General features: G+C 64.2%; 27 protein-coding genes and 2 tRNA genes. 13 read left to right on the top strand and 16 right to left on the bottom strand.

Features of this window, described 5'->3' with window-relative positions:
• Positions 1–11 precede the first annotated feature (11 nt).
• The 5 genes from KUW62_RS10120 to KUW62_RS10100 all read left to right on the top strand — a co-directional run bounded on the left by KUW62_RS10120 (position 12) and on the right by KUW62_RS10100 (position 5,172).
• Positions 12–1,013: an ABC transporter substrate-binding protein gene (locus KUW62_RS10120; RefSeq protein WP_224815361.1), complete on the top strand. Its 1,002-nt coding sequence runs from the start codon at positions 12–14 to the stop codon at positions 1,011–1,013.
• A 19-nt stretch (positions 1,014–1,032) separates the two neighbouring features.
• Entirely contained in the window at positions 1,033–1,812 is a 780-nt protein-coding gene (locus tag KUW62_RS10115; RefSeq protein ID WP_224815360.1) for an ABC transporter ATP-binding protein, read from the top strand.
• Entirely contained in the window at positions 1,809–3,380 is a 1,572-nt protein-coding gene (locus tag KUW62_RS10110) for an ABC transporter permease (RefSeq protein WP_224815359.1), read from the top strand. The genes KUW62_RS10115 and KUW62_RS10110 overlap by 4 nt, the downstream gene beginning before the upstream one ends.
• Entirely contained in the window at positions 3,377–4,435 is a 1,059-nt protein-coding gene (locus tag KUW62_RS10105) for a glycosyltransferase family 4 protein (protein ID WP_224815358.1), read from the top strand. The genes KUW62_RS10110 and KUW62_RS10105 overlap by 4 nt, the downstream gene beginning before the upstream one ends.
• Before the next feature lie 71 nt (positions 4,436–4,506).
• Entirely contained in the window at positions 4,507–5,172 is a 666-nt protein-coding gene (locus KUW62_RS10100) for an FkbM family methyltransferase (protein WP_224815357.1), read from the top strand.
• Between the two features lie 33 nt (positions 5,173–5,205).
• Here the strand turns inward: KUW62_RS10100 and KUW62_RS10095 are convergent.
• Positions 5,206–5,289: transfer RNA gene (locus KUW62_RS10095), tRNA-Tyr, on the bottom strand.
• A 75-nt stretch (positions 5,290–5,364) separates the two neighbouring features.
• Positions 5,365–5,712, bottom strand: a complete 348-nt coding sequence (locus KUW62_RS10090) for a VOC family protein (protein ID WP_224815356.1) — start codon at positions 5,710–5,712, stop codon at positions 5,365–5,367.
• Positions 5,713–5,792: 80 nt separating this feature from the next.
• On the opposite strand from KUW62_RS10090, the gene rlmB reads away from it, so the two are divergent.
• From rlmB to KUW62_RS10070, 4 genes are all read left to right on the top strand, one after another.
• Positions 5,793–6,575, top strand: coding sequence for a 23S rRNA (guanosine(2251)-2'-O)-methyltransferase RlmB (rlmB, locus tag KUW62_RS10085; RefSeq protein WP_224815355.1), 783 nt, complete (start codon positions 5,793–5,795; stop codon positions 6,573–6,575).
• Between the two features lie 3 nt (positions 6,576–6,578).
• Positions 6,579–6,893, top strand: a complete 315-nt coding sequence (locus KUW62_RS10080; RefSeq protein WP_224815354.1) for a hypothetical protein — start codon at positions 6,579–6,581, stop codon at positions 6,891–6,893.
• Positions 6,894–6,996: 103 nt separating this feature from the next.
• The gene (locus tag KUW62_RS10075) at positions 6,997–7,461 is read left to right on the top strand and encodes a YHS domain-containing (seleno)protein (protein WP_224815353.1); all 465 of its coding nucleotides are present in this window, start codon (positions 6,997–6,999) and stop codon (positions 7,459–7,461) included.
• A 174-nt stretch (positions 7,462–7,635) separates the two neighbouring features.
• On the top strand, positions 7,636–8,109 hold the full coding sequence (locus KUW62_RS10070) for a CoA-binding protein (protein ID WP_224815352.1): 474 nt from the start codon (positions 7,636–7,638) through the stop codon (positions 8,107–8,109).
• Positions 8,110–8,400: 291 nt separating this feature from the next.
• Here KUW62_RS10070 and KUW62_RS10065 read toward each other — a convergent pair whose 3' ends face one another.
• From KUW62_RS10065 to hisA, 5 genes are all read right to left on the bottom strand, one after another.
• The gene (locus KUW62_RS10065; protein ID WP_224815351.1) at positions 8,401–8,844 is read right to left on the bottom strand and encodes an NADAR family protein; all 444 of its coding nucleotides are present in this window, start codon (positions 8,842–8,844) and stop codon (positions 8,401–8,403) included.
• The gene (locus KUW62_RS10060) at positions 8,837–9,145 is read right to left on the bottom strand and encodes a phosphoribosyl-ATP diphosphatase (RefSeq protein ID WP_224815350.1); all 309 of its coding nucleotides are present in this window, start codon (positions 9,143–9,145) and stop codon (positions 8,837–8,839) included. The genes KUW62_RS10065 and KUW62_RS10060 overlap by 8 nt, the downstream gene beginning before the upstream one ends.
• On the bottom strand, positions 9,142–9,903 hold the full coding sequence (gene hisF / locus KUW62_RS10055; protein WP_224815349.1) for an imidazole glycerol phosphate synthase subunit HisF: 762 nt from the start codon (positions 9,901–9,903) through the stop codon (positions 9,142–9,144). Before hisF ends, KUW62_RS10060 begins: the two co-directional genes overlap by 4 nt.
• A gap of 9 nt (positions 9,904–9,912) precedes the next feature.
• A complete protein-coding gene (locus KUW62_RS10050; RefSeq protein WP_224815348.1) occupies positions 9,913–10,338 on the bottom strand; it encodes a hypothetical protein in 426 nt (141 codons plus the stop codon).
• An 88-nt stretch (positions 10,339–10,426) separates the two neighbouring features.
• Positions 10,427–11,143: a 1-(5-phosphoribosyl)-5-[(5-phosphoribosylamino)methylideneamino]imidazole-4-carboxamide isomerase gene (gene hisA, locus KUW62_RS10045; RefSeq protein ID WP_224815347.1), complete on the bottom strand. Its 717-nt coding sequence runs from the start codon at positions 11,141–11,143 to the stop codon at positions 10,427–10,429.
• 148 nt (positions 11,144–11,291) lie between these two features.
• On the opposite strand from hisA, the gene KUW62_RS10040 reads away from it, so the two are divergent.
• Both KUW62_RS10040 and KUW62_RS10035 read left to right on the top strand, forming a co-directional pair.
• A complete protein-coding gene (locus KUW62_RS10040) occupies positions 11,292–11,978 on the top strand; it encodes a hypothetical protein (protein ID WP_224815346.1) in 687 nt (228 codons plus the stop codon).
• A gap of 146 nt (positions 11,979–12,124) precedes the next feature.
• The gene (locus tag KUW62_RS10035) at positions 12,125–12,514 is read left to right on the top strand and encodes a DUF2147 domain-containing protein (protein ID WP_224815345.1); all 390 of its coding nucleotides are present in this window, start codon (positions 12,125–12,127) and stop codon (positions 12,512–12,514) included.
• 57 nt (positions 12,515–12,571) lie between these two features.
• On the opposite strand, the gene KUW62_RS10030 is transcribed toward KUW62_RS10035, so the two are convergent.
• The 4 genes from KUW62_RS10030 to KUW62_RS10015 form a co-directional block, all read right to left on the bottom strand.
• Positions 12,572–13,012 (bottom strand): hypothetical protein, encoded by a 441-nt coding sequence (locus KUW62_RS10030; RefSeq protein ID WP_224815344.1) that lies wholly within the window; start codon positions 13,010–13,012, stop codon positions 12,572–12,574.
• A 175-nt stretch (positions 13,013–13,187) separates the two neighbouring features.
• Positions 13,188–13,826: an imidazole glycerol phosphate synthase subunit HisH gene (gene hisH / locus KUW62_RS10025; RefSeq protein WP_224815343.1), complete on the bottom strand. Its 639-nt coding sequence runs from the start codon at positions 13,824–13,826 to the stop codon at positions 13,188–13,190.
• A gap of 32 nt (positions 13,827–13,858) precedes the next feature.
• A complete protein-coding gene (hisB, locus tag KUW62_RS10020) occupies positions 13,859–14,446 on the bottom strand; it encodes an imidazoleglycerol-phosphate dehydratase HisB (protein WP_224815342.1) in 588 nt (195 codons plus the stop codon).
• 170 nt (positions 14,447–14,616) lie between these two features.
• A tRNA-Gly gene (locus tag KUW62_RS10015) sits at positions 14,617–14,691 on the bottom strand.
• 282 nt (positions 14,692–14,973) lie between these two features.
• Between KUW62_RS10015 and KUW62_RS10010 the strand changes: the two genes are divergently transcribed.
• Complete coding sequence (locus tag KUW62_RS10010) at positions 14,974–15,930, top strand: hypothetical protein (RefSeq protein ID WP_224815341.1); 957 nt, start codon at positions 14,974–14,976, stop codon at positions 15,928–15,930.
• Positions 15,931–15,974: 44 nt separating this feature from the next.
• Here the strand turns inward: KUW62_RS10010 and KUW62_RS10005 are convergent, their stop codons facing one another.
• The 4 genes from KUW62_RS10005 to KUW62_RS09990 form a co-directional block, all read right to left on the bottom strand.
• The gene (locus KUW62_RS10005) at positions 15,975–16,796 is read right to left on the bottom strand and encodes a metallophosphoesterase (RefSeq protein WP_224815340.1); all 822 of its coding nucleotides are present in this window, start codon (positions 16,794–16,796) and stop codon (positions 15,975–15,977) included.
• Between the two features lie 145 nt (positions 16,797–16,941).
• Complete coding sequence (locus tag KUW62_RS10000) at positions 16,942–17,463, bottom strand: hypothetical protein (RefSeq protein ID WP_224815339.1); 522 nt, start codon at positions 17,461–17,463, stop codon at positions 16,942–16,944.
• Between the two features lie 2 nt (positions 17,464–17,465).
• Positions 17,466–18,095, bottom strand: coding sequence for a LysE family translocator (locus KUW62_RS09995; RefSeq protein WP_224815338.1), 630 nt, complete (start codon positions 18,093–18,095; stop codon positions 17,466–17,468).
• Positions 18,096–18,099: 4 nt separating this feature from the next.
• Positions 18,100–21,540, bottom strand: a complete 3,441-nt coding sequence (locus tag KUW62_RS09990) for a pyruvate carboxylase (RefSeq protein ID WP_224815337.1) — start codon at positions 21,538–21,540, stop codon at positions 18,100–18,102.
• A 270-nt stretch (positions 21,541–21,810) separates the two neighbouring features.
• Here KUW62_RS09990 and KUW62_RS09985 point away from each other — a divergent pair, with 270 nt between their 5' ends.
• A complete protein-coding gene (locus KUW62_RS09985) occupies positions 21,811–22,221 on the top strand; it encodes a hypothetical protein (RefSeq protein WP_224815336.1) in 411 nt (136 codons plus the stop codon).
• On the opposite strand, the gene KUW62_RS09980 is transcribed toward KUW62_RS09985, so the two are convergent.
• Positions 22,184–23,350 carry an alpha-hydroxy acid oxidase gene (locus tag KUW62_RS09980; protein WP_224815335.1) on the bottom strand — a complete coding sequence of 389 codons (1,167 nt, stop codon included), beginning with the start codon at positions 23,348–23,350 and terminating at the stop codon, positions 22,184–22,186. The two genes, KUW62_RS09985 and KUW62_RS09980, sit on opposite strands and share 38 nt — an antisense overlap.
• Positions 23,351–23,433: the final 83 nt, after the last annotated feature.

Raw genomic sequence — 23,433 nt, 5'->3', positions numbered from 1 at the left:
AAGGAAAATGCATGAAACCTTTGTCCGGATTGACCCGTCGCCACCTGATGCAATGCTCTGCCGCGGGCCTTGGCGCCGCTGCCTTTGGCCTGACGCCTCGCATGGGCCACGCCCAAACCTCCGTTGCGCTGCAATTGTCGTGGCTCCATTCCACGCAATTCGCGGGCAGCTATATCGCCCAGGATCGGGGATTCTGGCGCGATGCGGGTCTGGACGTGGCGCTTCTGCCCGGCGGCCCGAACGCGCCGGTGGAGCCGCCTGTGGTGTCCGGCACAGCGCTGGTCGGGATTTCCGCCGCCGATTACACCGCCGCCGCGGTGGCCGAGGGCGCGCCGTTCAAAATCATCGGCGTGGCCATGCAGAACAATCCCTTCGCCATCGCCTCGTTGGCCGCCAACCCCGTGAATACGCCCGCCGATCTGGAGGGCAAGCGCATCGGCATGGCGCTGGCCAACACGCCGGTCCTGCAAGCGCTGTGTACCCTGAACGGGGTCGATATCGACGCGATTGAGATCGTGCCGACGCAATATTCGCCGCAGCCCCTTGTAGCCGGAGAAGTCGATTGCCTGCTGTGTTGGGCCACTGACCTGCCCGTCGCTATGACGATCCAGGGCGTCGATAACGTGACGATGCTGATGGCCGATCACGGCTATGCGGTCCATTCCCAGACCTACATCGCGACCGAGGACAGCCTTGCCAACCGCCGGGCGGAGATCGTGGCGCTGATGGCCGGTGAAGTCGCAGGGTGGGAGGCGTATCGCGAAGATACGGAAGCCGCGACCGACCTGACACTTGCGATGTTTCCCGATGCGGGCCTCGATCGGGACACGCAGCTCTTGCAGGCCGAGCGGCAGGTGCCGCTGATGTTCTCCGAACTGACCGATGCAAATGGGTTTGGATGGTGGAGCGACGACACCGTCGCGGCGAATATCGAAACGCTTGCACTTCTGGGCCGCGACGTCTCCGCCGATCTGTGGGACCGCTCCATCCTGGAAGAGGTCCACGCGGGTTAGGGGAGGGCTGGCCAGCGTCATGTCCGTGTTGGTTGTCTGCAAAGACCTTTCCAAGACCTTCGGCGGCGGGGTGGAGGCTGTGCGCCCCCTCGACCTCGAGTTGGAGGCCGGGCAGACCACGGCATTCGTCGGCCCCTCCGGCTGCGGGAAGTCGACGTTGCTGCGGATGATCGCGGGGCTGGAAACGCCAACCGGTGGCCACGTCACCATCGGCGGCGCGCCACCGGAAGCGATGTTGCGCAAGGCGGGGCTGGCCATCGCGTTTCAAGACCCGTCGCTCCTGCCGTGGCGATCGGTACGCGGAAACATCGAACTGGCGCTCGACCTTGCGCGCCAACCGCGCAAATCGGCGGAGATCGAGCAATTGATTCACCTTGTCGGCCTGTCGGGCTTCGCCGACACGCGGCCCGCGGAATTGTCGGGCGGGATGCGGCAACGGGCGGCCATCGCCCGGGCACTCGCCACCAAGCCGGACCTCTTGTTGCTGGACGAACCTTTCGGCGCGGTGGACGAGCTGACGCGCCAGCAATTGGCGCAAGACCTGCCCGGTATATGGGAGGCGCGGGGCACCACGACGCTTCTTGTGACCCATTCCGTGAGCGAAGCGGTGATGCTGTCGGACCGTGTGCTGGTCCTGTCGCCCCGCCCGGCCCGCGTCGTGGCTGACATCAGGATCGACCTGCCGCGCCCGAGGCACCCCGATGCCGCGCGTGACCCGGCATTTGCGGACCATGTGGAGGACGTGTTCGCCGCCCTGTCGCAGGGTGTCGCCGAAACGCTTCCGAAGGCCGCACAATGAGCGCTGCCGATACCGGCCCGCATACCGTGCCCGCCGGGGGCTGGACCAAGGCCCTTGTCCCGCTCCTCCTGATCGCGGTCTCGGAAATCGTGGCGCGTCTTCTGTCGGATGCCTTCGTCCTTGCCGCGCCCAGTGCGATCCTTTTCTACCTGGCGGACAATGCGGGCCTGATGGCGCGCGCGCTTGGCGTGACGCTGTCGAACGCGGCGGCGGGCTTCGTGCTCGGCAATCTTGCCGCGATTGCGCTGGCGGCCCTTTCGCTTCTCTGGCCCCGGTCGGAGGGGCTGGTGCGCGGACTTGCGCTGGTCGTCTTCTGCCTGCCGCTTGTGGCGACCGGCCCTATTTTGCGCGTGACCTTCGGACCCGGTCCCGGCCCACAGATCACACTGGCGGCGCTTGCGGTCTACTACACCACGCTGATCCCCCTTCTCGTGGGCTTGCGCGCCGTTCCGTCAGGCTGGCTGGACCTCGTGCGCAGCTACGGGCGGGGCAGGGGAGCCGCGCTTTTCCACGTTCGCGCCCGCGCATCTTTGCCGTACCTCGTGGCGGGATTGCAGATTGCGGCACCGGCCGCCTTCCTTGGCGCGATGGTGGGAGAGTTCACGGGGGCAGAACGCGGCATGGGGGTCCTGACCATCCGGGCCATGCGCGACATGAACATAGAGATGACATGGGCCTTGGCGAGTGTCGCCACGATTGTCGCCGTTGCCGCGTACGGGGCGATCGGATGGGCGGCAGCCCGGGTGATGGACGGCGATCCGCCGGTGATCCTTGCCGCTGCGCCCGCAACAGGAAAGCGGTGGAACTGGGCCGCGCCACTGGCGGTGCTCGGCGTGACATTGATCCTTTGGCAAGGGGGGCTTTGGTTGCTGGACCTCAGCCCGTTCTTCGCAAAATCGCCCCTTGATGTCGCGGCGGCCCTTACGTTTGCCGCCGACGCCGCCGCGAACCGGGCCGCCCTTGGTGTGGCCTTGGGGGAGACGGCGATTTACCTACTTCCCGGCTACCTTGCCGGCCTGCTTGCGGGGGCGGGGCTGGCCATGGCAATCGTCCTGCGCCCCAATCTGGGCCGCACCGCCATGCCCCTGGCCATCGCGCTCCGCTCTGTTCCGATCATCACGACCGCGCCGCTTGTCGTCCTGCTCCTCGGGCGCGGCGCGGTGGGGACGATCACGCTGGTGGCCATCATGGTATTCTTCCCGACGCTGATCGCCTGCCTCCACGGTCTGCGGCAGGCACCGGGGCGCGTCATCGACGTCTTCGACAGCTATGCCGCCAGTCCGTTGCAACAGTTGCTCCGCGTGCGCATTCCGGCGATGCTCCCCGCGCTTTTCGCCGCTGCGCGGATCAGCGTTCCCGCCTCCGTACTTGCCGTCACAGTGGTGGAATGGCTGGCGACGGGAAACGGCATCGGCAGCCTCATGGCGCTTTCCGCGTCGCTGTCGGATTACGACATGTTGTGGAGCGCGGTGGTGCTCGTCACGGGTTTGTCCGCCTTGGGGTACGGCCTTGTCGGTCTGATCGAGACCCGGGTTCTGCACCGCTACGCGCCGGAGCAATTGGCATGAGCGGACCCAAGGCGGCCTTCGCGATTCCCGGCGATATCAACACGGTCACGGGCGGATACATCTATGAACGCCGTTTGCTGGAAGGATTGCGCGACCTGGGCCATGACGTCGCGCATATCCAGTTCGGCGATAGTTTCCCGGACCCGAGTGATGCGGACATGAAACACGCGGCCCGTGCGCTGCACGCGCTCGACCCATCGCGCGCCCTGATCCTCGACGGTCTGGTGTTCGGCTCCATCGACACCGACGCGCTAGCCCGCGTGACCGCGCCCATCGTGGCGATGGTCCACCACCCCCTCGCGCTCGAGACGGGACTGAGCGAGGAACGCGCCACGCATCTGTTCCGGGTGGAGCGGGCGAACCTTGCCCGCACCGCCCACGTTCTTGTCCCAAGCCCCCACACCGCCGCGATCCTGACCGGGCAATACGATGTGCCACAGCGAAAGATCACCATCGCCCCGCCGGGCACGGATCGACCTTTGCTACAAAATGCGCCGAGCCAGCCGCCGCTGATCCTGTCGGTCGGTATCCTTCACCCGCGAAAGGGCCACGACGTGCTGCTGCGCGCCCTGTCGGAGCTGCGGGACATGAATTGGCGCGCGGTGATCGTGGGCGGCCCCCATGATCGCGACCACGCGGCTGACTTGGCGCGGATGGTGCGGGAGCTGAATTTGCAAGACCGTGTCCATCTGGCCGGACGCATCCCGCAAGACGCTCTGGACGACCTGTTTGCGAAAGCGAGCATCTTCGCCCTCGCCACCCGGTACGAAGGCTACGGCATGGTGTTTGATGAGGCGCTTGGCTGGGGTCTTCCCATAATCTCCTGTGCCACGGGGGCGGTGCCGGACACCGTGCCGGGCGACGCGGGGCTATTGGTGGCCCCCGATGCGCCCTTGGACCTGTCGCGTGCCCTGCGGAAGGTGTTGGGCGACGATGCAATGCGCAACAAGATGGCAAGCGCCGCGCTCAAGGCCGGGCAGGCGCGGCCCCCATGGGTAGAGACCGCGCGTATCGCCAGCGGCGTGCTGGCACGTGTCACCAAGGCCGCGCCATGATGCGCGGTCGCGCGCGGGCCCTGCATCGGTCCTTCGATGTCTATTATCGCGACAGCGCCCGGACGGCGCGAATGGACCGACTGAACGCGCAATTCGTTTCGAAAGGCGGGCTTGCCTTTGATATCGGCGCGCATCTGGGGGATCGGACCGGGTCGTTCCTGCGCCTCGGGGCGCGGGTCGTGACGGTGGAGCCGCAACCGAACATGTTCCGCGCCCTGCAGCTCCTCTACGGCGGATGCAAAGAGGCCTCGTTGCTGCAAAGCGCGCTCGGCGCATCGGCGGGGGAGATGACGTTTTACGTCAATTCCGCCAACCCCACGATCTCCACTGGCTCTCTCGCGCTGGTCGACGCAGCCCGGGGTGCGATTGGCTGGCGGGAGCAAAGCTGGGACGACGCATTGCGTGTGCCGGTCACGACGCTGGAGACGTTGATCGCGCGCCACGGCATGCCGGACTTCACCAAGATCGACGTGGAGGGCTTCGAATTGGACGTCCTTCGTGGCCTCGACCGCCCGTTGCCGGCCCTTTCGTTCGAATTGACCACGATCCAGCGCGAGGTCGCATTGGATTGCGTGGCGCGGTTGCTGGACCTCGGCCGCTACGAATTCAATTTCAGCCTGGGGGAGGAGCATATGCTGCAACACGATGCGTGGCTGTCGCCCGATGCGATCTGCCACTACATCTCGGATTTGCCCGACGATGCAAATTCCGGCGACATCTACGCGCGGCTGACTTGACCGGTCTGACGCATCTGATGTGATGTTGGAGAATGGTGGGCGACCCTGGAATCGAACCAGGCGTGAGTCGCCTCGAGGGAGTTACAGTCCCCTGCCACACCTTGCGGCCTGTCGCCCACCGGGGCCGGATTGCTCCGGCGTGGGGGCGGAATATCGGCGCGCGCGCGGGGGGTCAAGCCTCAAAACCGCGCCTCACGCCGCCATGATTGTAAGCTTGTTTCCGTCCGGGTCTGACAGCTCCAACGAGCGACTGCCATCGGCATTTGCGTGGATTGTGGCGTCGGGTGCATGGGGCACGATCCGGTCACGCACGGCCTTGATCGCCTCGCTGGCCAGGTGAAAGTCCAAGTCGTGTCCCGGCTCGCCGCCATGGTTGCTTTTGCTTGGGTCGTAAAGCGCGAGCGGCAGCCCTTCGAGGTCGAATTGAGTCCAGCCGAATTCGGCGGCCGTGAAGACCGGCTCCCTCTCGAACAGCACGGCGTAGAACGCATTCGCCCGCTCCAGGTCGGCGACCGGGATCTTGAGTGTTGCAAGTTTCATGGCACATTCCCCCAAGATTGCAGATTGGGTCAGCTTGCGCTCCTCCGCGCGCTCCCGCAAGGATGCCTGCGGAGGTGAACATGGCCAAGAAACCGACATGGGTGGTCGACAAGGAACGCGGGAAGCGCGCCGCGGCGGCCGAAACCTTATGGCTTTTTGGGCTGCACGCGGTGCGTGATGCGCTGGCCAACCCAGCGCGAGAGATCCGCCGCCTCGTGGTCAGTCGCAACGCCGCCGACAAGCTGTCCGACAGCATCGCCGGGCGCGGGATCGCGCCCGAAATCGTCGATCCGCGTAAATTCCCCGTGCCGCTCGATCCGGGCTCCGTCCACCAGGGCGCGGCGGTGGAGGTGAAGCCGCTGGATTGGGGCGACTGGCGCGCATTGGCCCGGGGCGACGGTGCCGGTAGGTCGGTGATCGTGCTGCTGGACCGCGTGTCCGACCCCCATAATGTCGGGGCCATCCTGCGCTCCGCCGAGGTGTTCGGGGCCAATGCCGTCATCGCACCCGCCCGGCATTCCGCGCCAGAAACCGGGGCGCTTGCCAAGACGGCCTCGGGCGCGCTGGAGCGGATGCCCTATGCGCGCGTCGGCAATCTGGGCGACGCGATGGAGGCGCTGAAATCCGACGGGTTCTGGATGGTCGGCCTCGCCGAAGAGGGCGCGGAGGAGATCGACGTGATCGCCAAGCGCCATGCAGAGGGCCATGTCGCGCTGGTGATGGGGGCCGAGGGACCGGGTTTGCGGGACCGGACCCGGGCGCTCTGCGACGAATTGGCGAAAATTCCCTTCGCACGTGATTTTGGATCGCTCAACGTCTCAAACGCAGCCGCCGTTGCCCTATATGCTCTGACAAGAGGATAGGGCATGCCAATCAACACCAAGATCGCGACCTGCTGTTATTGCGGGCGACGCCAGACGCTGAAATTCACCGCGCGTGACGGACACGAGCTGGCCTGTGGGGCCTGCGGCGCGCCCCTGCACGAGATGAAATGGCTCAAGCCGCCCGAAAAGCGGCGTGAGACTGTCAAACGCTCTCCCGAACGGCCCGCGCCCCACGGCCTCGGCCTGCCGGAGCGGCCGCGTAAGGCGAAGAAGAAAAAGCGCAAGTCCAAGTGGAAGAAGGCGTTCGGAGACGTCTTTGAAGATGCGTTCGACCTTATCGAGGATATTTTTGACTAGGCGCACCCTCACGCGGGATAACAGCTTGGTCAGGTCGGGTTCCAATCGCGGCGGTCCTGTCGCACATTTCGCGCAGACGCGTCTCTGACAGGGTTTTATGATTATGCCGACACGCCGCACAGTTCTTGGCCTCCTGGCCGCGACAGCCCCATCCGTGCTTCTGGCCGGTCGCGCACGGGCGATGGAACCGCAGGTTTTCGCGACCGATGGCGTGGCGATCAACGGGGCCGATCCGGTGGCCTATTTCGGTCTGGCAGACGGCGACGATCCGGTTCAGGGTCACGCGGACTTTGCGCTAGAGTGGAATGGCGCGACCTGGCATTTCGCAAACGCCGAAAACCGCGCCCTCTTTGAAGACAATCCCGGGGCCTACGCGCCCGCCTATGGCGGGTATTGCGCGTTTGCCGCCGCCCGTGGCTACGTGGCGGATACGGTGCCCGAAGCCTGGTCCGTGGTCGATGGACGGTTGTTCTTGAACTATTCCCTGCGCATCCGCCGCCGCTGGCTCAGGCTATTGCCCGATGCGATCCGGGACGGGGATGCGAACTGGCCCGGCATCCTGGGATAGCTGTCTCATCACGTTTTCGTCGTTCCCCCTACCCGAGGGGCTGGGCCGACCCCATATCTTTGGGAGGCGCCGCGATCTTGGAACGTCGCGCGCCCATCACTGTCCCTCGTTCCAGAACTGCGCCCGCCGGTAAAACCCGATGCGGGCGCCTTTTTTGTCTGCTAGCGTTTTGGCATGAGCGAGCATCCCTCAGACGATCTGCTGCGGCGCGTCCTGCGCGAGGTGAAGAGCTTTGCCTGTGTCGGCGTCTCCCCCAATCCCGTCCGCCCCTCCCATTACGTCGCGCGCTACCTGAAGCTCAAAGGCTTCGACGTGGTGCCGGTCAATCCGGTCCATGCGGGCAAAATCCTGTTCGGGGCGGAGGTGGTGGAGGATCTGGCGGCGATGCCGGGACCGGTGGACGTGATCGACATTTTCCGCCGGTCCGAATTCGTCCCCGACATCGTGGATGCCGCCCTGGCCCTGCCGGTCCGTCCCAAGGTTATTTGGATGCAGATCGGTGTATCTCACGGAGAGGCGGCGGCGAAGGCCGAGGCGGAGGGTCTGACCGTAATCCAGAACCGCTGCCCGAAGATCGAATATCAACGCCTGTTCGGCGAGCTTCGGATGGGTGGGTTCAATACCGGGATCATCTCCTCGAAGCTGTGAGCCGCACGCTCCCGCGATCGCCGCCACGCGCTTGCGCGCGATGTTGGCGCCCTTTGGGCGTGGCGCGCCGGGGGCCGCAAGCGGCCCGTCGGCGCGCGGGGGACCATCGCCGGGCTGCGCACAGTTTGGCGTCGCAGGGATGCAGTGCTGAGAGGCCGTTTCCGGACAGGTGTGCCGGAAACAGGCCAGATCGAGCCTGATCTGCGAGTCGGCGTCTGCGTCAAGGACAAGCCGCGCCAAGGCGCGGTCGCGAGCGCGATCCTTGACCCGGCCCCCCGAATCGCGGCGGGGCTAGGCGGCGCGCAACTCGTCACGGACGCGCATCAGGATTTCACCCAGTTTGTTCAGGCCGGAGCCGTCCTGTCCGCCGCCCCAGTAATAATCCGAGATCGCGTTTTCGACGATGCGGGCGTCACCGGTGCCGAGCAGCAAGTCCCTTGGGCCCGGATGGGTGCGGAATTTGCACGAGACGGCGGAATACATGATGTCATCCTTCACTTCCTCCCAATCAGATCGCAGCGGGATCGCGCGGGTCATGCCAAGGGCTTTGGCGTCCTTGGGTTTTGAGGCGGAGCGGATGCGGTCACGGTACGCCGCATCGTGGAATTTCATCGCCTGAAAGTAGTGCTCGACGGTCCGCCAATAGACGCCGTCCATCTCCACCCCGAAGGGCGCGAAGTTGGAAAACTCCGCGTAGGGATCGGTCTGGGCGTAGAAATAGATCGTGTCAGCCACGGGAGGCTTTCTCTGCCAGGCCGGACTGTGCGCTGCGGCGTTCCAGTTCCGCTTCGATATCGGCAAGGCTCACGTCGCGAGCGGCACACATGACAAGCAGGTGGTAGAGCGCATCCGCAGCCTCCGACGTCAGGGCCGCCCGGTCGCCTTTCACCGCCTCGATGATCGCCTCAACGGCCTCTTCCCCGAACTTCTCCGCGCATTTCTCGGGTCCTTGGGCCAACAGCTTGGCGGTCCAGGAGCTGTCGGGGTCAGCGGATTTGCGGGCCTCAAGCGTCGCGGCAAGGTCATGGATGCTCATGTCAACCTCATGGGGATACCGGCGGCGGCCATGTGGGCCTTGGCCTGACCGATCGTATAGGTGCCGAAGTGAAAGATAGACGCAGCGAGGACAGCAGACGCGCCGCCTTCGGTCACGCCTTCGACGAGGTGATCAAGCGTGCCGACGCCGCCCGATGCAATGACGGGGACATTCACGGCATCACTGACGGCGCGGGTCAGGGGCAGGTTGAAGCCCGCCTTCGTGCCGTCACGATCCATGGAGGTCAGCAGGATTTCACCGGCACCCTTGGCGGTTACGGTCTTCGCAAATTCCACGGCGTCGATGCCGGTGGATTTGCGCCCACCATGGGTGAAGATTTCCCATTTCCCGGGCGCCACGGTCTTTGCGTCGATGGCGCAGACGATGCATTGGCTGCCGAATTTATCTGCGGCGCGCGCGATGCAATCGGGGTCGGCCACGGCGGCGGAATTGAACGAGACCTTGTCGGCCCCCGCCAACAGCAGGTTGCGTACATCTTCGACCGTCCGTACGCCGCCGCCGATGGTGAGCGGCATAAAACATTGCTCCGCCGTTCGGGTGGCAAGGTCGTACATCGTGCCGCGGTTTTCGTGGGTGGCCTTGATGTCGAGGAAACACAGCTCATCCGCGCCTGCGAGGTCATAGGCGCGGGCCTGTTCGACGGGATCGCCTGCGTCGATCAGATCGACGAAGTTCACGCCCTTCACGGTGCGCCCCTCGGCCACGTCTAGGCAGGGAATGATACGGGTCTTCAACATGGGCTTGTCTTAGGGGATCAGACGCGCGGGGGGAAGGTGGGGGGAGCGAGGGGGCTCGTCCGCCTTCTGCCCCTCACGTGCTTGCGCGGTGTCGTGCAACAAACCCATGACGATCCCTGTCAGCACGATCAGCAGCGTCAGCACGATTGCGGTAAGATAGGCGATCCAGTTGGCGGCGAGAATTGCGTTTCCCGTCTCGACCGAGAGCCGCGCGCAATGGGTCATGCCGTAGAGGATGTTCCCGAAGCAATCCGTCAATGCGTAGACCAGTGCGGCGGTCACGATTGTCAGGATCGCGCCCGCACAGAGGGCAAACCAGTGCAGGATGCGTGCAAGGGCTGCGCTGTGGGTGAGATATGACCAGCTGAATAGGCCCGCGCCGACGAGGAGGACGGGACCCAAAAGACCGACGAAATACATCAATGCGTAACCCATCGCTTTGCCCACCTCCTGTTTTTCACTTGGGGACGTCGCGACGGGTGCGCCACTGGGGGATTTCCTTACCGCCGGGCGTGTCTTTGATTCAGCGCAACGCCGCCAACGCCTCGGACAGGTCCAGAGCGCCGTCGTAAAGCGCGCGGCCCGATATCGCGCCCGCGATCACATCAGTGGCCTTGAGCGCCCGAAGATCGGCGAGGGAGGACACGCCGCCCGACGCGATGACGGGGATGGATGTGGCGCGCGCAAGGTCCGCGGTGGCGGTGACATTAGGGCCGCCCATGGCGCCGTCGCGGTCGATATCGGTGTAGATGATGGCCGCCACGCCGGCATCCTCGAAGGCGCGGGCGAGGTCGGTGACCATAACATCCGTCTCCTCCGCCCATCCCTTCGTGGCGACGCGGCCCTTGCGGGCGTCGATGCCGACAGCGATTTGGCCGGGGAACGCCTTCGCGGCCTGTCGCACGAGATCGGGGTTTTCCACGGCCACCGTGCCGAGGATCACGCGGGCGATGCCGCGGGACAGCCACATCTCGATCGTGGCGATGTCGCGGATGCCGCCTCCAAGCTGTGTGGGCACATTTGTGGCGGACAGGATCGCCTCCACCGCCGCGCCATTCACCGGGGCACCGGCAAATGCGCCGTTCAGGTCCACCAGATGGAGCCACTCACATCCCGCATCCTGAAATGCGCGCGCCTGTGCGGCGGGATCGGTGTTGAAGACCGTCGCCTCCGACATCTCTCCACGCACAAGGCGCACGGCATTGCCGTCTTTCAGGTCGATGGCGGGGTAGAGGATCATTGTGCATTCCTGTCGGCTTGGCTGCGGCGCGGCTTTTCCCCCATGCGCAGTGCGGGTGCAAGACGGTACGTCATCAAAAAACGCTTGGCGTGTAACAGGATCACTCGCAAGATGTTGAGGTTAATCCATTTTATGAAAGGAAGAATTCTTGTCTGATACTCCGAACACCCCGACTGACAGCTCAAACGGTAGCAATTCCGGCGCTGGCGAATGGGCCGGGACGCCGAATGAGCACGATGCGTCTGATCTCGACGGCGGCGACAAGCAAACCCAGTGGCATTCGCCCAATGAGGGCACCAAGGGCGAGACCTCCTACCACGCCAAAACCTGGACAACGGAGGGCGGCGATTCACAAATGAGTGGTCAGATTTTCATTTCCGTGAACTCAGGGACAGACGAGTCTGCCGTGGTGGTCCTGAACTACGATATGTCGACGACCAAAGGCAGAAAGGCCATGCGCAAGGCGTTAAACGACCTTGAGAACGGAAAACTGCCCAACGCCGAAGACGCCACGAGTACCGATGGGGATACGACGGCATTGGAAGACGTGTCTGGGTCCAAGGGAAATGGGGAAGGGGAGCAGAAGAAGGTCGGCTGGCTGAAACGCTTTTGGCGACGCCTCACCGGCAAGGGCCCGGATGGCGACGGCTTCATGCTGCCCATCAACGAAGACGATTTCGGGCCCGGTGGTCCGCTTGATAACGGGCCGGGTGGTCCGCTGGAGAAAACCCCGTACGGTCCCGTTGTCCTGTGGTTTGGGGGTGGAGAAACGCAATTGGCGGCCGTTGGCGGCCCGGATGTGAATGCCTGGATGGATGACAATATCCAGCGCTAGCCCTTGGCGCGCGCCGATGGGCGGGACGGCTCCATGCTGACCGACATCGGCGCGCCCACGCGACCATAGGGTCGCAACGTCACGCTTGCCACAGGAAGGTGCGCACGAAATGATCCCGGTCAGAGGAGACAAGGGAGATCAAGGACATGAAAAAGACAATTCTGGCCGCCGCTGCCGCGTTGATGGCCATGGCCGGTGCGGCCCTCGCCGATCCGGCGGAAGGAGTCTGGCAGACCGAAGTGGATGACGGTGCCTACGCCCACGTGACGATTTCGCCCTGCGGCAACGCGGTGTGCGGCACGATCACCCGAACCTACGATTCGTCGGGTCAGTATCAGAGCCCGAATATCGGACGTCAGATCGTGATCGATATGGTTCCGACCGGCGGTGGGGAATATGAGGGCTCCGTCTGGCGGCCATCCAACGACCGCATCTATATCGGTCGCATGAACCTGAACGGCAACCAGATCACCCTGCGCGGCTGCGTTGCCGGTGGCCTGATCTGCGCGCGCCAAACCTGGGTACGGGTCCAGTAAATCCGTCGATCCACTCAATGAAAGGGCGGCCCGTGGGCCGCCCCTTTACGTGTCGTGTCAACTGGATGGATAGGATTGCCATCTTGTCAGGCGGATCGTGGCGCCCGGACTTCCAAGCGGCGCATTGATGGCAGCGCGGACCTGATCGGCGGTGGCGCAAGACAAAACGCGGCCCCGGTTCGTGGTCACGGCACTCACGCACAGGCCAGCCGTGCCGCCGTAAACTTCGCCGAGGTAAATCGGGTAATCGGTATCCTGCACGGGGTATCCATAACCCACGAGGTTGCAGGTGAATTCCAGTCCACGCGGACCGTTGGCCAATTGGCGCAGCTCGCTGACCGGGCCGTAGGAGGCGGGAACGCGCACGTCCAGATCAAGCACATGGGGGCCGGTGAAACAGCTGGCGCTGGAATAGGTGTTGGCACCGACCACCGTGGTGGTGGGGGTACAGGCCGCAAGCCCGATCAGGGCGAAAACGGCGACAAGCAGACGGATCAAGGTGGAACTCCTTCGAATATACGTGCTCACGAATACGTGAAGGCTACCGGGTCGCGGAGAAATTGGAACCGCAAAAGCGGCCCCGTACGTCGTTTTGAGGAGCTGTGGCGGCAGCGCCCTGCCCAAAACGACAGGTCGCCAATAGCCGGTTTAAGCATCGGCATCCCGTCCGGGATCAGGGTCGCCAGGCCAGGAAATTCGCGATCAGGCGCAGGCCCGCGGATTGGCTCTTTTCCGGGTGGAATTGCGTTCCGATCATAGTGTCGCGCCCCACGATCGCCGTGACGTCGCCGCCATACGCGACATGGGCGAGGCGGTGCGCGGGGGTCGAGACGCGCATGGCGTAGGAATGCACGAAATAGGCGTGGTCCCCTGACGAAATTCCTTCCAGAACAGGGTGCTGCACGTCGATCTTGAGGTCGTTCCACCCCATGTGCGGGATCTTCAGCGCCGGGTCGTCGGGTGCGATCCGGTCCACCACGCCGTCGATCCAGCCGAAGCCAGCGACCTCTTCGTATTCCAGTCCCAGGCGCGCCATCATCTGCATCCCCACGCAGATGCCGAGGAACGGTCTCCCCTTATCCTCGACCGCGTGCAGGATCGCGTCTTCCAGCCCGTCGATGGCTTGCAGGCCGCGTCGGCACGCCGGAAAGGCACCGTCGCCGGGCAACACGATCCGATCGGCGCGGGCCACGGTTTCGGGGTCGGCGGTGACGATCAGATCGCCCGCATCACCCTCCGCCGCCATGCGCTGCAACGCCTTTTCGGCGGAGTGCAGGTTGCCCGCGTCGTAGTCGATCAAAACGATGGTCATGGTGCCGCCCTTCGCCGGAAACGGGGACGCCCCTAGAGGCTGCCCTTGGTCGACGGGATCGCATCATCCTTGCGCGAATCTGTCTCCAATGCATCGCGCAGGGCGCGCGCCACGGCCTTGAACGCAGCCTCCGCAATGTGGTGGGAGTTGATGCCGGCGAGTGCCGTGACATGCAGCGTGATGCCGCCGTGGGTCGCGAGCGCCTGAAAGAACTCCCGTACCAATTCGGTGTCGAATGTGCCGATCTTGGCAGTAGGCATCTCGACGTCCCAAACCAGGTAGGGACGGCCGCTCAAATCCAGCGCCGCGCGGACGAGGGCGTCATCCATCGGCAGGTGGCATTCCCCATAGCGCCGGATACCGCGCTTGTCGCCTATTGCCTGGGTCAGCGCCTGACCAAGGGCGATGCCCACATCCTCCACGCTATGGTGGTCGTCGATGTGCAGATCGCCCGCGCAGGATACAGTCATGTCGATTAGGCCGTGGCGGGCCAACTGGTCCAGCATGTGGTCGAAAAAGCCGATACCGGTCGCGTTTTCATAGCGTCCGGTCCCGTCGAGATTGATCTCGACCGAGATGTCCGTTTCCGCGGTCTTGCGGGTGATCTGGGCGGTGCGCATGCGCAAAACTCCTGTCGTCGGCGGCGGTTATAGGCATCGGGTCGGGCGCTGGGAAGGGGCGGAATGGGGCGCGCGTTGTAACGGGGCGAAGGTGTTGCCGTGCGGGACGGGGCGCAAAACGACGAAGGGCCGCCGAAATGGCGACCCTGACATTTCCCGATCGGGACATCTGGAGCGGGTGATGAGATTCGAACTCACGACCCTAACCTTGGCAAGGTTATGCTCTACCCCTGAGCTACACCCGCGTTCCTGATGTTCGGGCTATCTATAAAGACTTCGCGCGCCGCGCAAGGGGGAAATTCCCGCCTTTCCGGGTCCCCCTCGTTCACGGCAGAGTGTGTGCGAACACCGCCGCCCAAGATGGGTTCGGCCGCGCCATGCGCATCCACTGCAAGAGGAGGATTTTCGTCGTTGTCCTCTGCCTATTCCCTAAATTCTTGGCCGGCCGGACGATGCATGCGCACGAGGATTGACCGGCGCTCCCGCAATGTTCCAACATTCCCCTTCAACATCTGGAGACGAGTTTTATGAAATTATTGAATACACTGGGCACTGGCCTGACCCTTGCCGTGTTGTCGGCCCCCGCGTTCGCTCAGACCGAGGCGCTGACCCTTGCCGCGATGAGCGTGACGCGGTTCGATACATTGCCCAACATTGACACCGACATGGCCTCCCCCTGCTGTGCGACGCATATCTACGAAAGCGGCAGTGACCACGATTTCATCTACATCAACCTCGATTTCACGGTCGCGTGGAATGACGATCTGGATCGCGTCAGCATCCGAGCCGGTGATATCGGCCTGCAACTGGCCACCGAAACCGATGCGCGGCAAGCGTGGGGCCGGGTCGATTCCCTGCCCGAGATCGAACGCGGCGCGCCCTCCCTCAGCGCGCGACGCCCCAGGGACTTCCCCGAGGAAACGGCGGGCGCCTATTATGACGCGATGTTCCTCGTGCCCGCCGGAGCGACGGAGGCGACGCTGACCATCGGCGAAGGGGCCTCCGCGATCCAGATCCCCATCGACCTGAACCAGCCGCTCAGCGAGATGCCCAGTGCGGCGAGCTTCTACGACATCAAGATCAACGCGATCTCCACCACGTCCGAGCTGACCACCGAAGATCGGTTGAGTCGGGAGGAGGTCATGGGCCGCATCACCGCGATGGAGGGTACCAACATCGTGCGCGTGGAGGTGGAGGTCGTGCCGTCGGCAAACCTGCGCCAAAACAACGAAGTGGGCGAAAACCAGGTCTTCTTCCGCAACACCGCGTTCGGTCTGGTCGGTCCCGAGGGCCTGCCGCTTCTGCCGATCGGGCGCAGCGTGGGGGATAGCCTGCGTAACAATTACTCCAATTCCGCGAATTGGGACGGGGACGAGGCGGGACCGACCATCGACCTGACGCTTTTCTTCCTCGGTTCAGGGGCGCCGGGGGACTATCGGTTGTTCTTCTACGATCGCCAGGTCGGCGGCGCGCCGTTGCAATAGGGTCGATGATTGTGGCTTCGGGCGACAGCGCATATTGCCCGAAGTCATTTGTAGCGTTGCACCTTGCCCGAGGAGAGCGCGAAATCCTCGGTATGGACAACGATTGTGTCGTCGAGCGCCAACAGGATGCCATAGGCCCCGGGCTCATCCACCGAATCCGCGAAGGTGCCCTGGCCCAAAATCATGGGGTTCTGGTGGCACGGGCTCTTGAGGATCGTCACGGGCAACCCGCCCGCGCTGGCGTGGATCGTGCGGTGGATATGGCCGCAGATCAGGTGCTTCACATGGGGTGCGGCGTGCAGGCGGTCGAGAAGGGCGTCCGCATTGGCCAGACCGATGGCATCCATCGCCCAGAAGCCGACGGGGCAGGGGGGATGGTGGGTGAAGACCACCACGTCGCGGCCGTCCCGTGCCGCGCGGGCCAGTTCCGCATCCAGCCAGGCCAGCCGCGTCTTGCATAACCAGCCGTCATGCTCCAACGGGGCCTGCCCGTCATCGTCGTGGGTGTCGAGGACCAGGAGGCGCAGCGGACCAAGGTCGAGCGCGGTCTGGGCAAAACCATCCGCATTCAGGGCGCCGGGGAAGGCCGCGCCGAGGATTGCGCGGGTGTCGTGATTGCCCATCGTAACGGTGATCGGAACGGGGCAATCGGCAAGGACGGGGATCAGCCGGTCATATTCCGCCTGCGCCCCGGTATGTGTCAGATCGCCAAGCAGGATCAGGTGCTGCGCGTCAGGATGGCGGTCGAGGGCGTGGGCAAGGCCTTCGGAAAAACGCGCCAGCGGGTCGAGGCCGATGATCGTCTCGCCCTCGGACACGATATGCAGATCAGTGAAGATCAGGGCCTTGTCGAAATGCTCTCCCATATGGGGGAGGGTGGCCCAAGGGGCGCTGTGGGGCAAGGGGGCGGGAATGGCAGGTTATCACGGTTGATAAGGTGGGTTAAGTATCAGAAAACAATCCATAAAGACGTTTTCGTTAAGGAAATATTAGGAAATTGAGCCCGTGATCTCAATTCCAGTCGGGCGGCATGATGTCAGGCACAAGTTGCAGATATATGGCTCCGCCATCCACCGCCAGGCGCGCGGAATTGCGCAGGCGAAAGGCGCCGTAGAGGCGGCCTCCATCGTCTGTGGCTAGAAGCTGCCAATCCCAGACGTCATCCGTGGTGAAAGTGAACGTCTCACCAAAGAGGTGACTGTGGAAGGACATGGAATTGTGGACCACGGTGCCTTCGTATCGCCCGTCACCCAGGGCGCGGACGCCGCGCATCGGCTCGATGGAGCCGGTGGGGCAATCGGGGGTGAGGTGGCCCGGCAGAAGGACGGCGACATCGAGATGCTCGGGGGCGGTGCCGTCTGTAGCGAAGGTATTGCGGGTCAGGATCGGGAAGCTCTCGCGGGCCGGGATGGGGTCGTAGAGCGATAGGGTGGATGGTGAGGTTTGACAGAGGGTCTGCGCTGCTAGCGGAATGGCCGCGAGGAGGCTTAGAGCTGCGGGAAGCGGGAAGCCGAGGACGGGTGTAGAGAACACCCCTAGCGTTCCATCCGTGCGATATGTCCGGCTGCGGCGAGCATGGCCGTGCCGCCGAGACGGTCGATCCAACGGGTGGCTGTGTCGCCTTGCATCCGCTCGGCGCCGAGGGCGGCCAGTGCGCCATAGGCCCAGATGATGCAGAAATCGAGGAAGGCGCAGGTGGCTGCTAGAAGCAGGAATTGCGGCAGGACATCCATCGTAGGGTCGATGAATTGGGGGAAAAGGGCCCCGTAAAACAAGATCGCTTTGGGGGAGGTGCCAGCCACGATGAAGCCTTGACGAAGTTGGCCGAGAGGGGTCAAGCCGCGCGTGGCGGGCAAGTTGTGGGAGCGCGTCGCGTTCTTGAACGAGCGCCGGATCATCGACAGGCCAAGCCAGGCCAGGTAGGCCACGCCAGCGATCTTGATGATAGAGAACAGGATCGCCGATTGCGACAGGATGAGGCCAAGTCCTGCGACGGCGGCAATCATCTGGATCATGTTTGCCGAGATGTCGCCCAACGCCGTCAGCCCCGCGCGGCCAGCGCCAAATTTTGCGCCATGCACGAGGCTGAGTGTGACGGACGGGCCGGGCGTGACCAGCACAACCGCGACCAAGGCAAGAAAGGCAAGATAGGTTTGGGTCTCCATCGGCTTATTCCAACTCCACCAGCAGGTCCTTCGCGTCGATCTGGCCGCCCGGGGTGACGTGGACCGCCTTGATCGTGGCATCCTTCTCGGCGTGGAGGCCCGTCTCCATCTTCATCGCCTCGATGGTCAGCAGAAGCGTGCCTGCGGCGACCTTTTGGCCCGGTTGCACGCCGACGGAAGCCACGACACCGGGCATCGGCGCGCCGATGTGGTTGGCATTCCCGGCCTCGGCCTTGGGGCGTTTGGCAGTGGCGGACGCGACCAGCCGGTTGGGGACACGGATGGTGCGGGGTTGGCCGTTGAGTTCGAAGAACACGCGGACCTCGCCTTCGTCATTGGTTTCGCCCACGGCCACCAGACGGATCACAAGAGTGACGCCGGGGTCGATCTCGGCCTCGATCTCTTCGCCCTGGTCCATGCCGTAGAAGAAGGTTTTCGTGGGCAGGGTGCGGACGGGGCCGTATTCGGCGTGGCGGGTGGCGTAGTCGGTGAAAACCTTGGGGTACATGAGGTAGCCGTTGAGATCCTCGTCGTCGATCTCAACCCCCAGTTCCTCGGCCAATTGTGCGCGGGTGGCTTCCATGTCGACCGCGTCGAGGTGTTTGCCGGGGCGTTCAAGGTTCGGCTTCTCGCCCTTGAGGGCCTTTTTCACGATGGCCTTGGGGAAGCCGTTGGGGGGCTGGCCCAGATCGCCGCGCAGCATTCCGATGACGGAATCCGGGAAGGAGACCTCGGTGTTAGGGTCTTCGACCTGCGCGCGGTCGAGGCCCTGGGACACCATCATCAGGGCCATGTCGCCGACGACCTTCGAGGAGGGCGTGACCTTCACGATATCGCCGAACATCTGGTTCACATCGGCGTACATCTGCGCCACTTCGTGCCAGCGTTCTTCGAGGCCCATGGAGCGGGCCTGCGCCTTGAGGTTGGTGAACTGGCCGCCGGGCATTTCATGGAGGTAGACCTCAGATGCTGGGGCCTGCATGCCGGACTCGAATGCGGCGTAATGGGCGCGGACGGCCTCCCAATAGTCGGAGATCTGACGGATCGCGCCGATGTCGAGCCCGGTGTCGCGTTCGGTGAAGCGCAGGCTTTCGACGATGGTGCCGAGGGTGGCCTGGGATGTATTGCCGCTGAGCGCATCCATGGCGCAATCGACGGCGTCCACGCCCGCCTCGGATGCGCGCAGGATGGTGCCGCAGGCGGACCCGGCCGTGTCATGGGTGTGGAAGTGGATGGGCAGGTCGACAGCGTCTTTCAGAGCGGGGATCAGCACCTCGGCTGCGGCGGGGCGCAGGAGGCCTGCCATGTCCTTGAGGCCGAGGACGTGGGCGCCGGCCTTCTCAAGCTCCTTCGCCATATCGACGTAGTATTTCACGTCATACTTGGCGCGGTCGGGGTCGAGGATGTTGCCGGTGTAGCAGATCGTGCCTTCGACGATCTTGCCGGTCTCACCCACCGCGTCCATGGCGACACGCATGTTCTCCACCCAGTTGAGGCTGTCGAAGACGCGGAAGACGTCGACGCCGCTCTCGGCGGCTTGTTTGACGAAGCCCTGCACGACGTTGTCGGGGTAGTTGGTGTAGCCCACACCGTTGGACGCGCGCAGCAGCATCTGCGTCATGATGTTGGGCATCTTCGCGCGAATGTCGCGCAGGCGCTGCCACGGGCATTCCTGCAAGAAGCGGTAGGCCACGTCAAAGGTGGCCCCGCCCCAGCATTCGACGGAGAAGAGGCCGGAGAGGTTGTGGGCGTAGGCGGGGGCCACCTTGATCATGTCGAGCGAGCGCATCCGCGTGGCGAGAAGCGATTGATGCCCGTCGCGCATGGTGGTGTCGGTGATCAGCAGTTGTTTCTGCGCCTTCATCCACTTGGCGACGGCCTCCGGCCCCTTGTCGTCCAGCAGATTGCGCGTGCCCGGAGGCGGCGCGTCATAGGAGACCTTTGGTGGGCGGGCAGGTTTGATGTCGGCCGGCGGCATGGGGCGGCCTTGGGTTTCCGGGTGCCCATTGACGGTGATGTCTGCGACGTAGCGCAGGATTTTCGTCGCGCGGTCGCGGCGGGGGCGGAAATCGAACAGCTCCGGCGTCTCGTCAATGAACTTGGTGTGGTATTGGTAGTTGAGGAAGGTCGGGTGCTTGAGCAGGTTTTCCACGAAGGCGATGTTGGTGGATACGCCCCGAATACGGAATTCACGGAGCGCCCGGTCCATACGGGCGATGGCGGCGTCGGGGGTGGGGGCCCAGGCTGTGACTTTTTCAAGGAGGGAGTCGTAGTAGCGGGTGATGACAGCACCAGAATAGGCCGTGCCGCCGTCGAGGCGGATGCCCATGCCCGTGGCCCCACGATATGCGGTGATGCGGCCATAATCGGGAATGAAGTTGTTGGCGGGGTCTTCGGTGGTGACGCGGCACTGGATCGCGTGGCCGTCGAGCTTGACGTCATATTGTGAGGCCACGCCGGTGGCGGCGGCGAGCATCTTGCCCTCTGCAATCAGGATCTGGGCGCGCACGATGTCGATGCCGGTGACTTCCTCGGTCACGGTGTGTTCGACCTGCACGCGGGGGTTCACTTCGATGAAATAGAAATTGCCCGTCTCCATATCCATCAGGAATTCGACAGTGCCCGCGCATTCGTAGTTCACATGCTCGCAGATCTTCTTGCCCAGAAGGCAAATCTCATTGCGCTGCATGTCGGTTAGGTACGGAGCAGGGGCGCGTTCCACGACCTTCTGGTTGCGGCGCTGGACGGAGCAATCGCGTTCGTAGAGGTGGTAGATATTGCCGTGGCTATCGCCGAGGATCTGCACTTCGACGTGGCGGGCGCGGAGGATCATCTTTTCGAGATACCCTTCACCGTTGCCGAAGGCCGCTTCGGCCTCGCGTCGGCCTTCCAGCACCTTTTCCTCCAGCTCGTCTTCCGACGCGATGGGCCGCATGCCGCGCCCGCCGCCGCCCCAGGACGCTTTGAGCATCAGGGGATAGCCGATCTCGGCCGCTTCCTTCTTGATGGCGGCCATGTCGTCGCCCAGGACTTCGGTGGCGGGGATGACCGGCACGCCCGCCTCGATCGCCACGCGCCGCGCGGAGGCCTTGTCGCCCAATGCGCGCATCGTCTCGGCCCTGGGGCCGATGAAAGTGATGCCGTTCGCCGCGCAGGCATCGACAAATTCGGGATTTTCCGACAGCAGGCCGTAGCCCGGATGGATCGCATCGGCGCCGCATTGCTTGGCGACGCGGATGATTTCCTCGATGCTCAGATAGGCCGCAACCGGCCCCAGACCCTCACCGATCTTGTAGGCTTCATCGGCCTTGAAGCGGTGCAGCGAGAGTTTGTCTTCCTCGGCATAAACCGCGACCGTGCGTTTGCCCAATTCGTTGGCGGCGCGCATCACGCGAATGGCAATCTCGCCACGGTTTGCAACGAGGATTTTCTGGAATTCGGCCATGGGTGCACGTCCCTCAAGTAGCGAAGCGGTAGGGCGGAAAGACTGCCCTCAAGTAGCGAAGCGGTAGGGCGCCAAGACCACCCTCACGCAGTGATGCGGTAGAACCGGTCGCGTGTCCTTTCGCAGTTGCAGCATTGGTAAGCGGCACGTTACGGAAGGGCAAGTTGCGATCGCGACGGGTGCGCTTGTATCTCCGACATCGCACCCGCCCGTTAACCGGTCCGGCACGCTGCACTGGCAGCCGCGTTAACGATTTGTTAACGATTGCCCATGACCGGATTTGCCGAACCTTTCCTCGCCGCCGCGATCTGCACCGCCATGTTCGGCGGTACGGATGAGGTGCGCACGGATATACGGCTGGTCGATGATGCGGGCTACATCCGGGCCGATTGCATCACCGACACCCACTATATCGAAGTGGGGTTCGACAATACCGCCAGCGCGCGCGACAGCATCGTTCAGGCCGTGTCGGGCGCGGTCTTGCGGGGCCTTGAGCCGATGGTGATCGTGATCGACCGCGACGGGGTGGAGGACACGCATCAGTGGGAGCTGGAGGTGACGGCGGCGCGTGCAGACGTGGCGTTCCGCGTGGTCCATGTGAACACGGCGCTCAGGCTGGTGATGTCCCAACATTCCCGGATGCTCAGGGATCGGACGCTGGCCCTGTCCGCGGGCGGATAAGGCGCGCGGAAAGGTCGGAGAGGTTTCGCGCCCCGATCTGGCCCATGTTGGCCACCATGTCCTTGACAAGGATATCGTGCCAATGGGCCGGGCCGTCGCGCCCCAACGCGCCCAACGCGTAATGCCACGCGCGCCCCATCATCACGAAATCCGCACCCATCGCCAGAGCGCGCAGCACGTCCAGCCCGCCCTCGACGCCACTGTCGAAGATCAGCGGAAGGGACGTGGCGGTGCGGATCTCGGGCAGGATCGCAAGCGCACCCGGTGCGCCGTCGAATTGCCGACCCGCATGGTTCGACACCCAGATAGCATCGACGCCGAGGCTTTCGGCGCGGCCCGCAACCTCCGGCTCCATCACGCCCTTGAGGATGAATGCCCCGTCCCAGAGATCGCGCAAGGTCGCGACGTAGTCCCAATCCGGCGCGGCCCGCAGGAGGTAGCCGACATGGGCGGTGGAGGGCAGGGGGCCCCTCGCCAGGTCTGCGGCATAGCTGTCCATCAGGCGCATTCGGGGCATGCCGCCCGCGCTGATGCCCGCGGCCCAGGCCGGGCAGCGCGCAACCTGGGCCAGCAGGCGCGGGGTCAGGCGGGGCGGTTGCACAAGCCCGCCCCGGATCTGGCGTTCCCGGCGGGAGGCCGCGGGAACGTCAACGGTCAGCACGAGCGTGTGAAAGCCAGCCGCCTTGGCGCGCGCGAGCATGTCGTCGCGTATCTCGGGCGCCTTGGGCGGATACATCTGGAACCATCCCTGATCGCCGACGTCAGGGCCGATCCGCTCCGGCACCACCGTCGCCACGGTCGAAAGGCAATAGGGAATGCCGGCGGCGGCGGCGTGGCGGGCAAGGAGCACCTCTGCCTCGGGCCAGATCAGCCCGGACATGCCCACGGGTGCGATGCCGAACGGGACGGGATAGTTGCGCCCGAGCAAGATCGTGGCGAGATCCGGCACAATCTCCCCCCGCAAAGCGGCGGGCCGCATCAGCACCGTGTCGAGCGCCGCGCGATTGCGCCGCGCCGTCGCTTCGGCCCCCGTGGCGCTATCGAGGTATTCCCACACGAAATGGGGGATGCGCCGCCGGGCGCGCGCCTTGAGGTCCTGAAGGGCCGGGTAGCGTGCATGCAAATCCATCCCGGCACAAAACCGCCCCCGGGGCTGCAACTCAATCAAATTCGACGATAATTGCGCCCGCCCCTCTTTGCTTCCCAAATACC

Source organism: Hasllibacter sp. MH4015, assembly GCF_020177575.1.
GTDB lineage: Bacteria > Pseudomonadota > Alphaproteobacteria > Rhodobacterales > Rhodobacteraceae > Gymnodinialimonas.
This window is presented reverse-complemented; position numbering and strand designations above follow the sequence as displayed.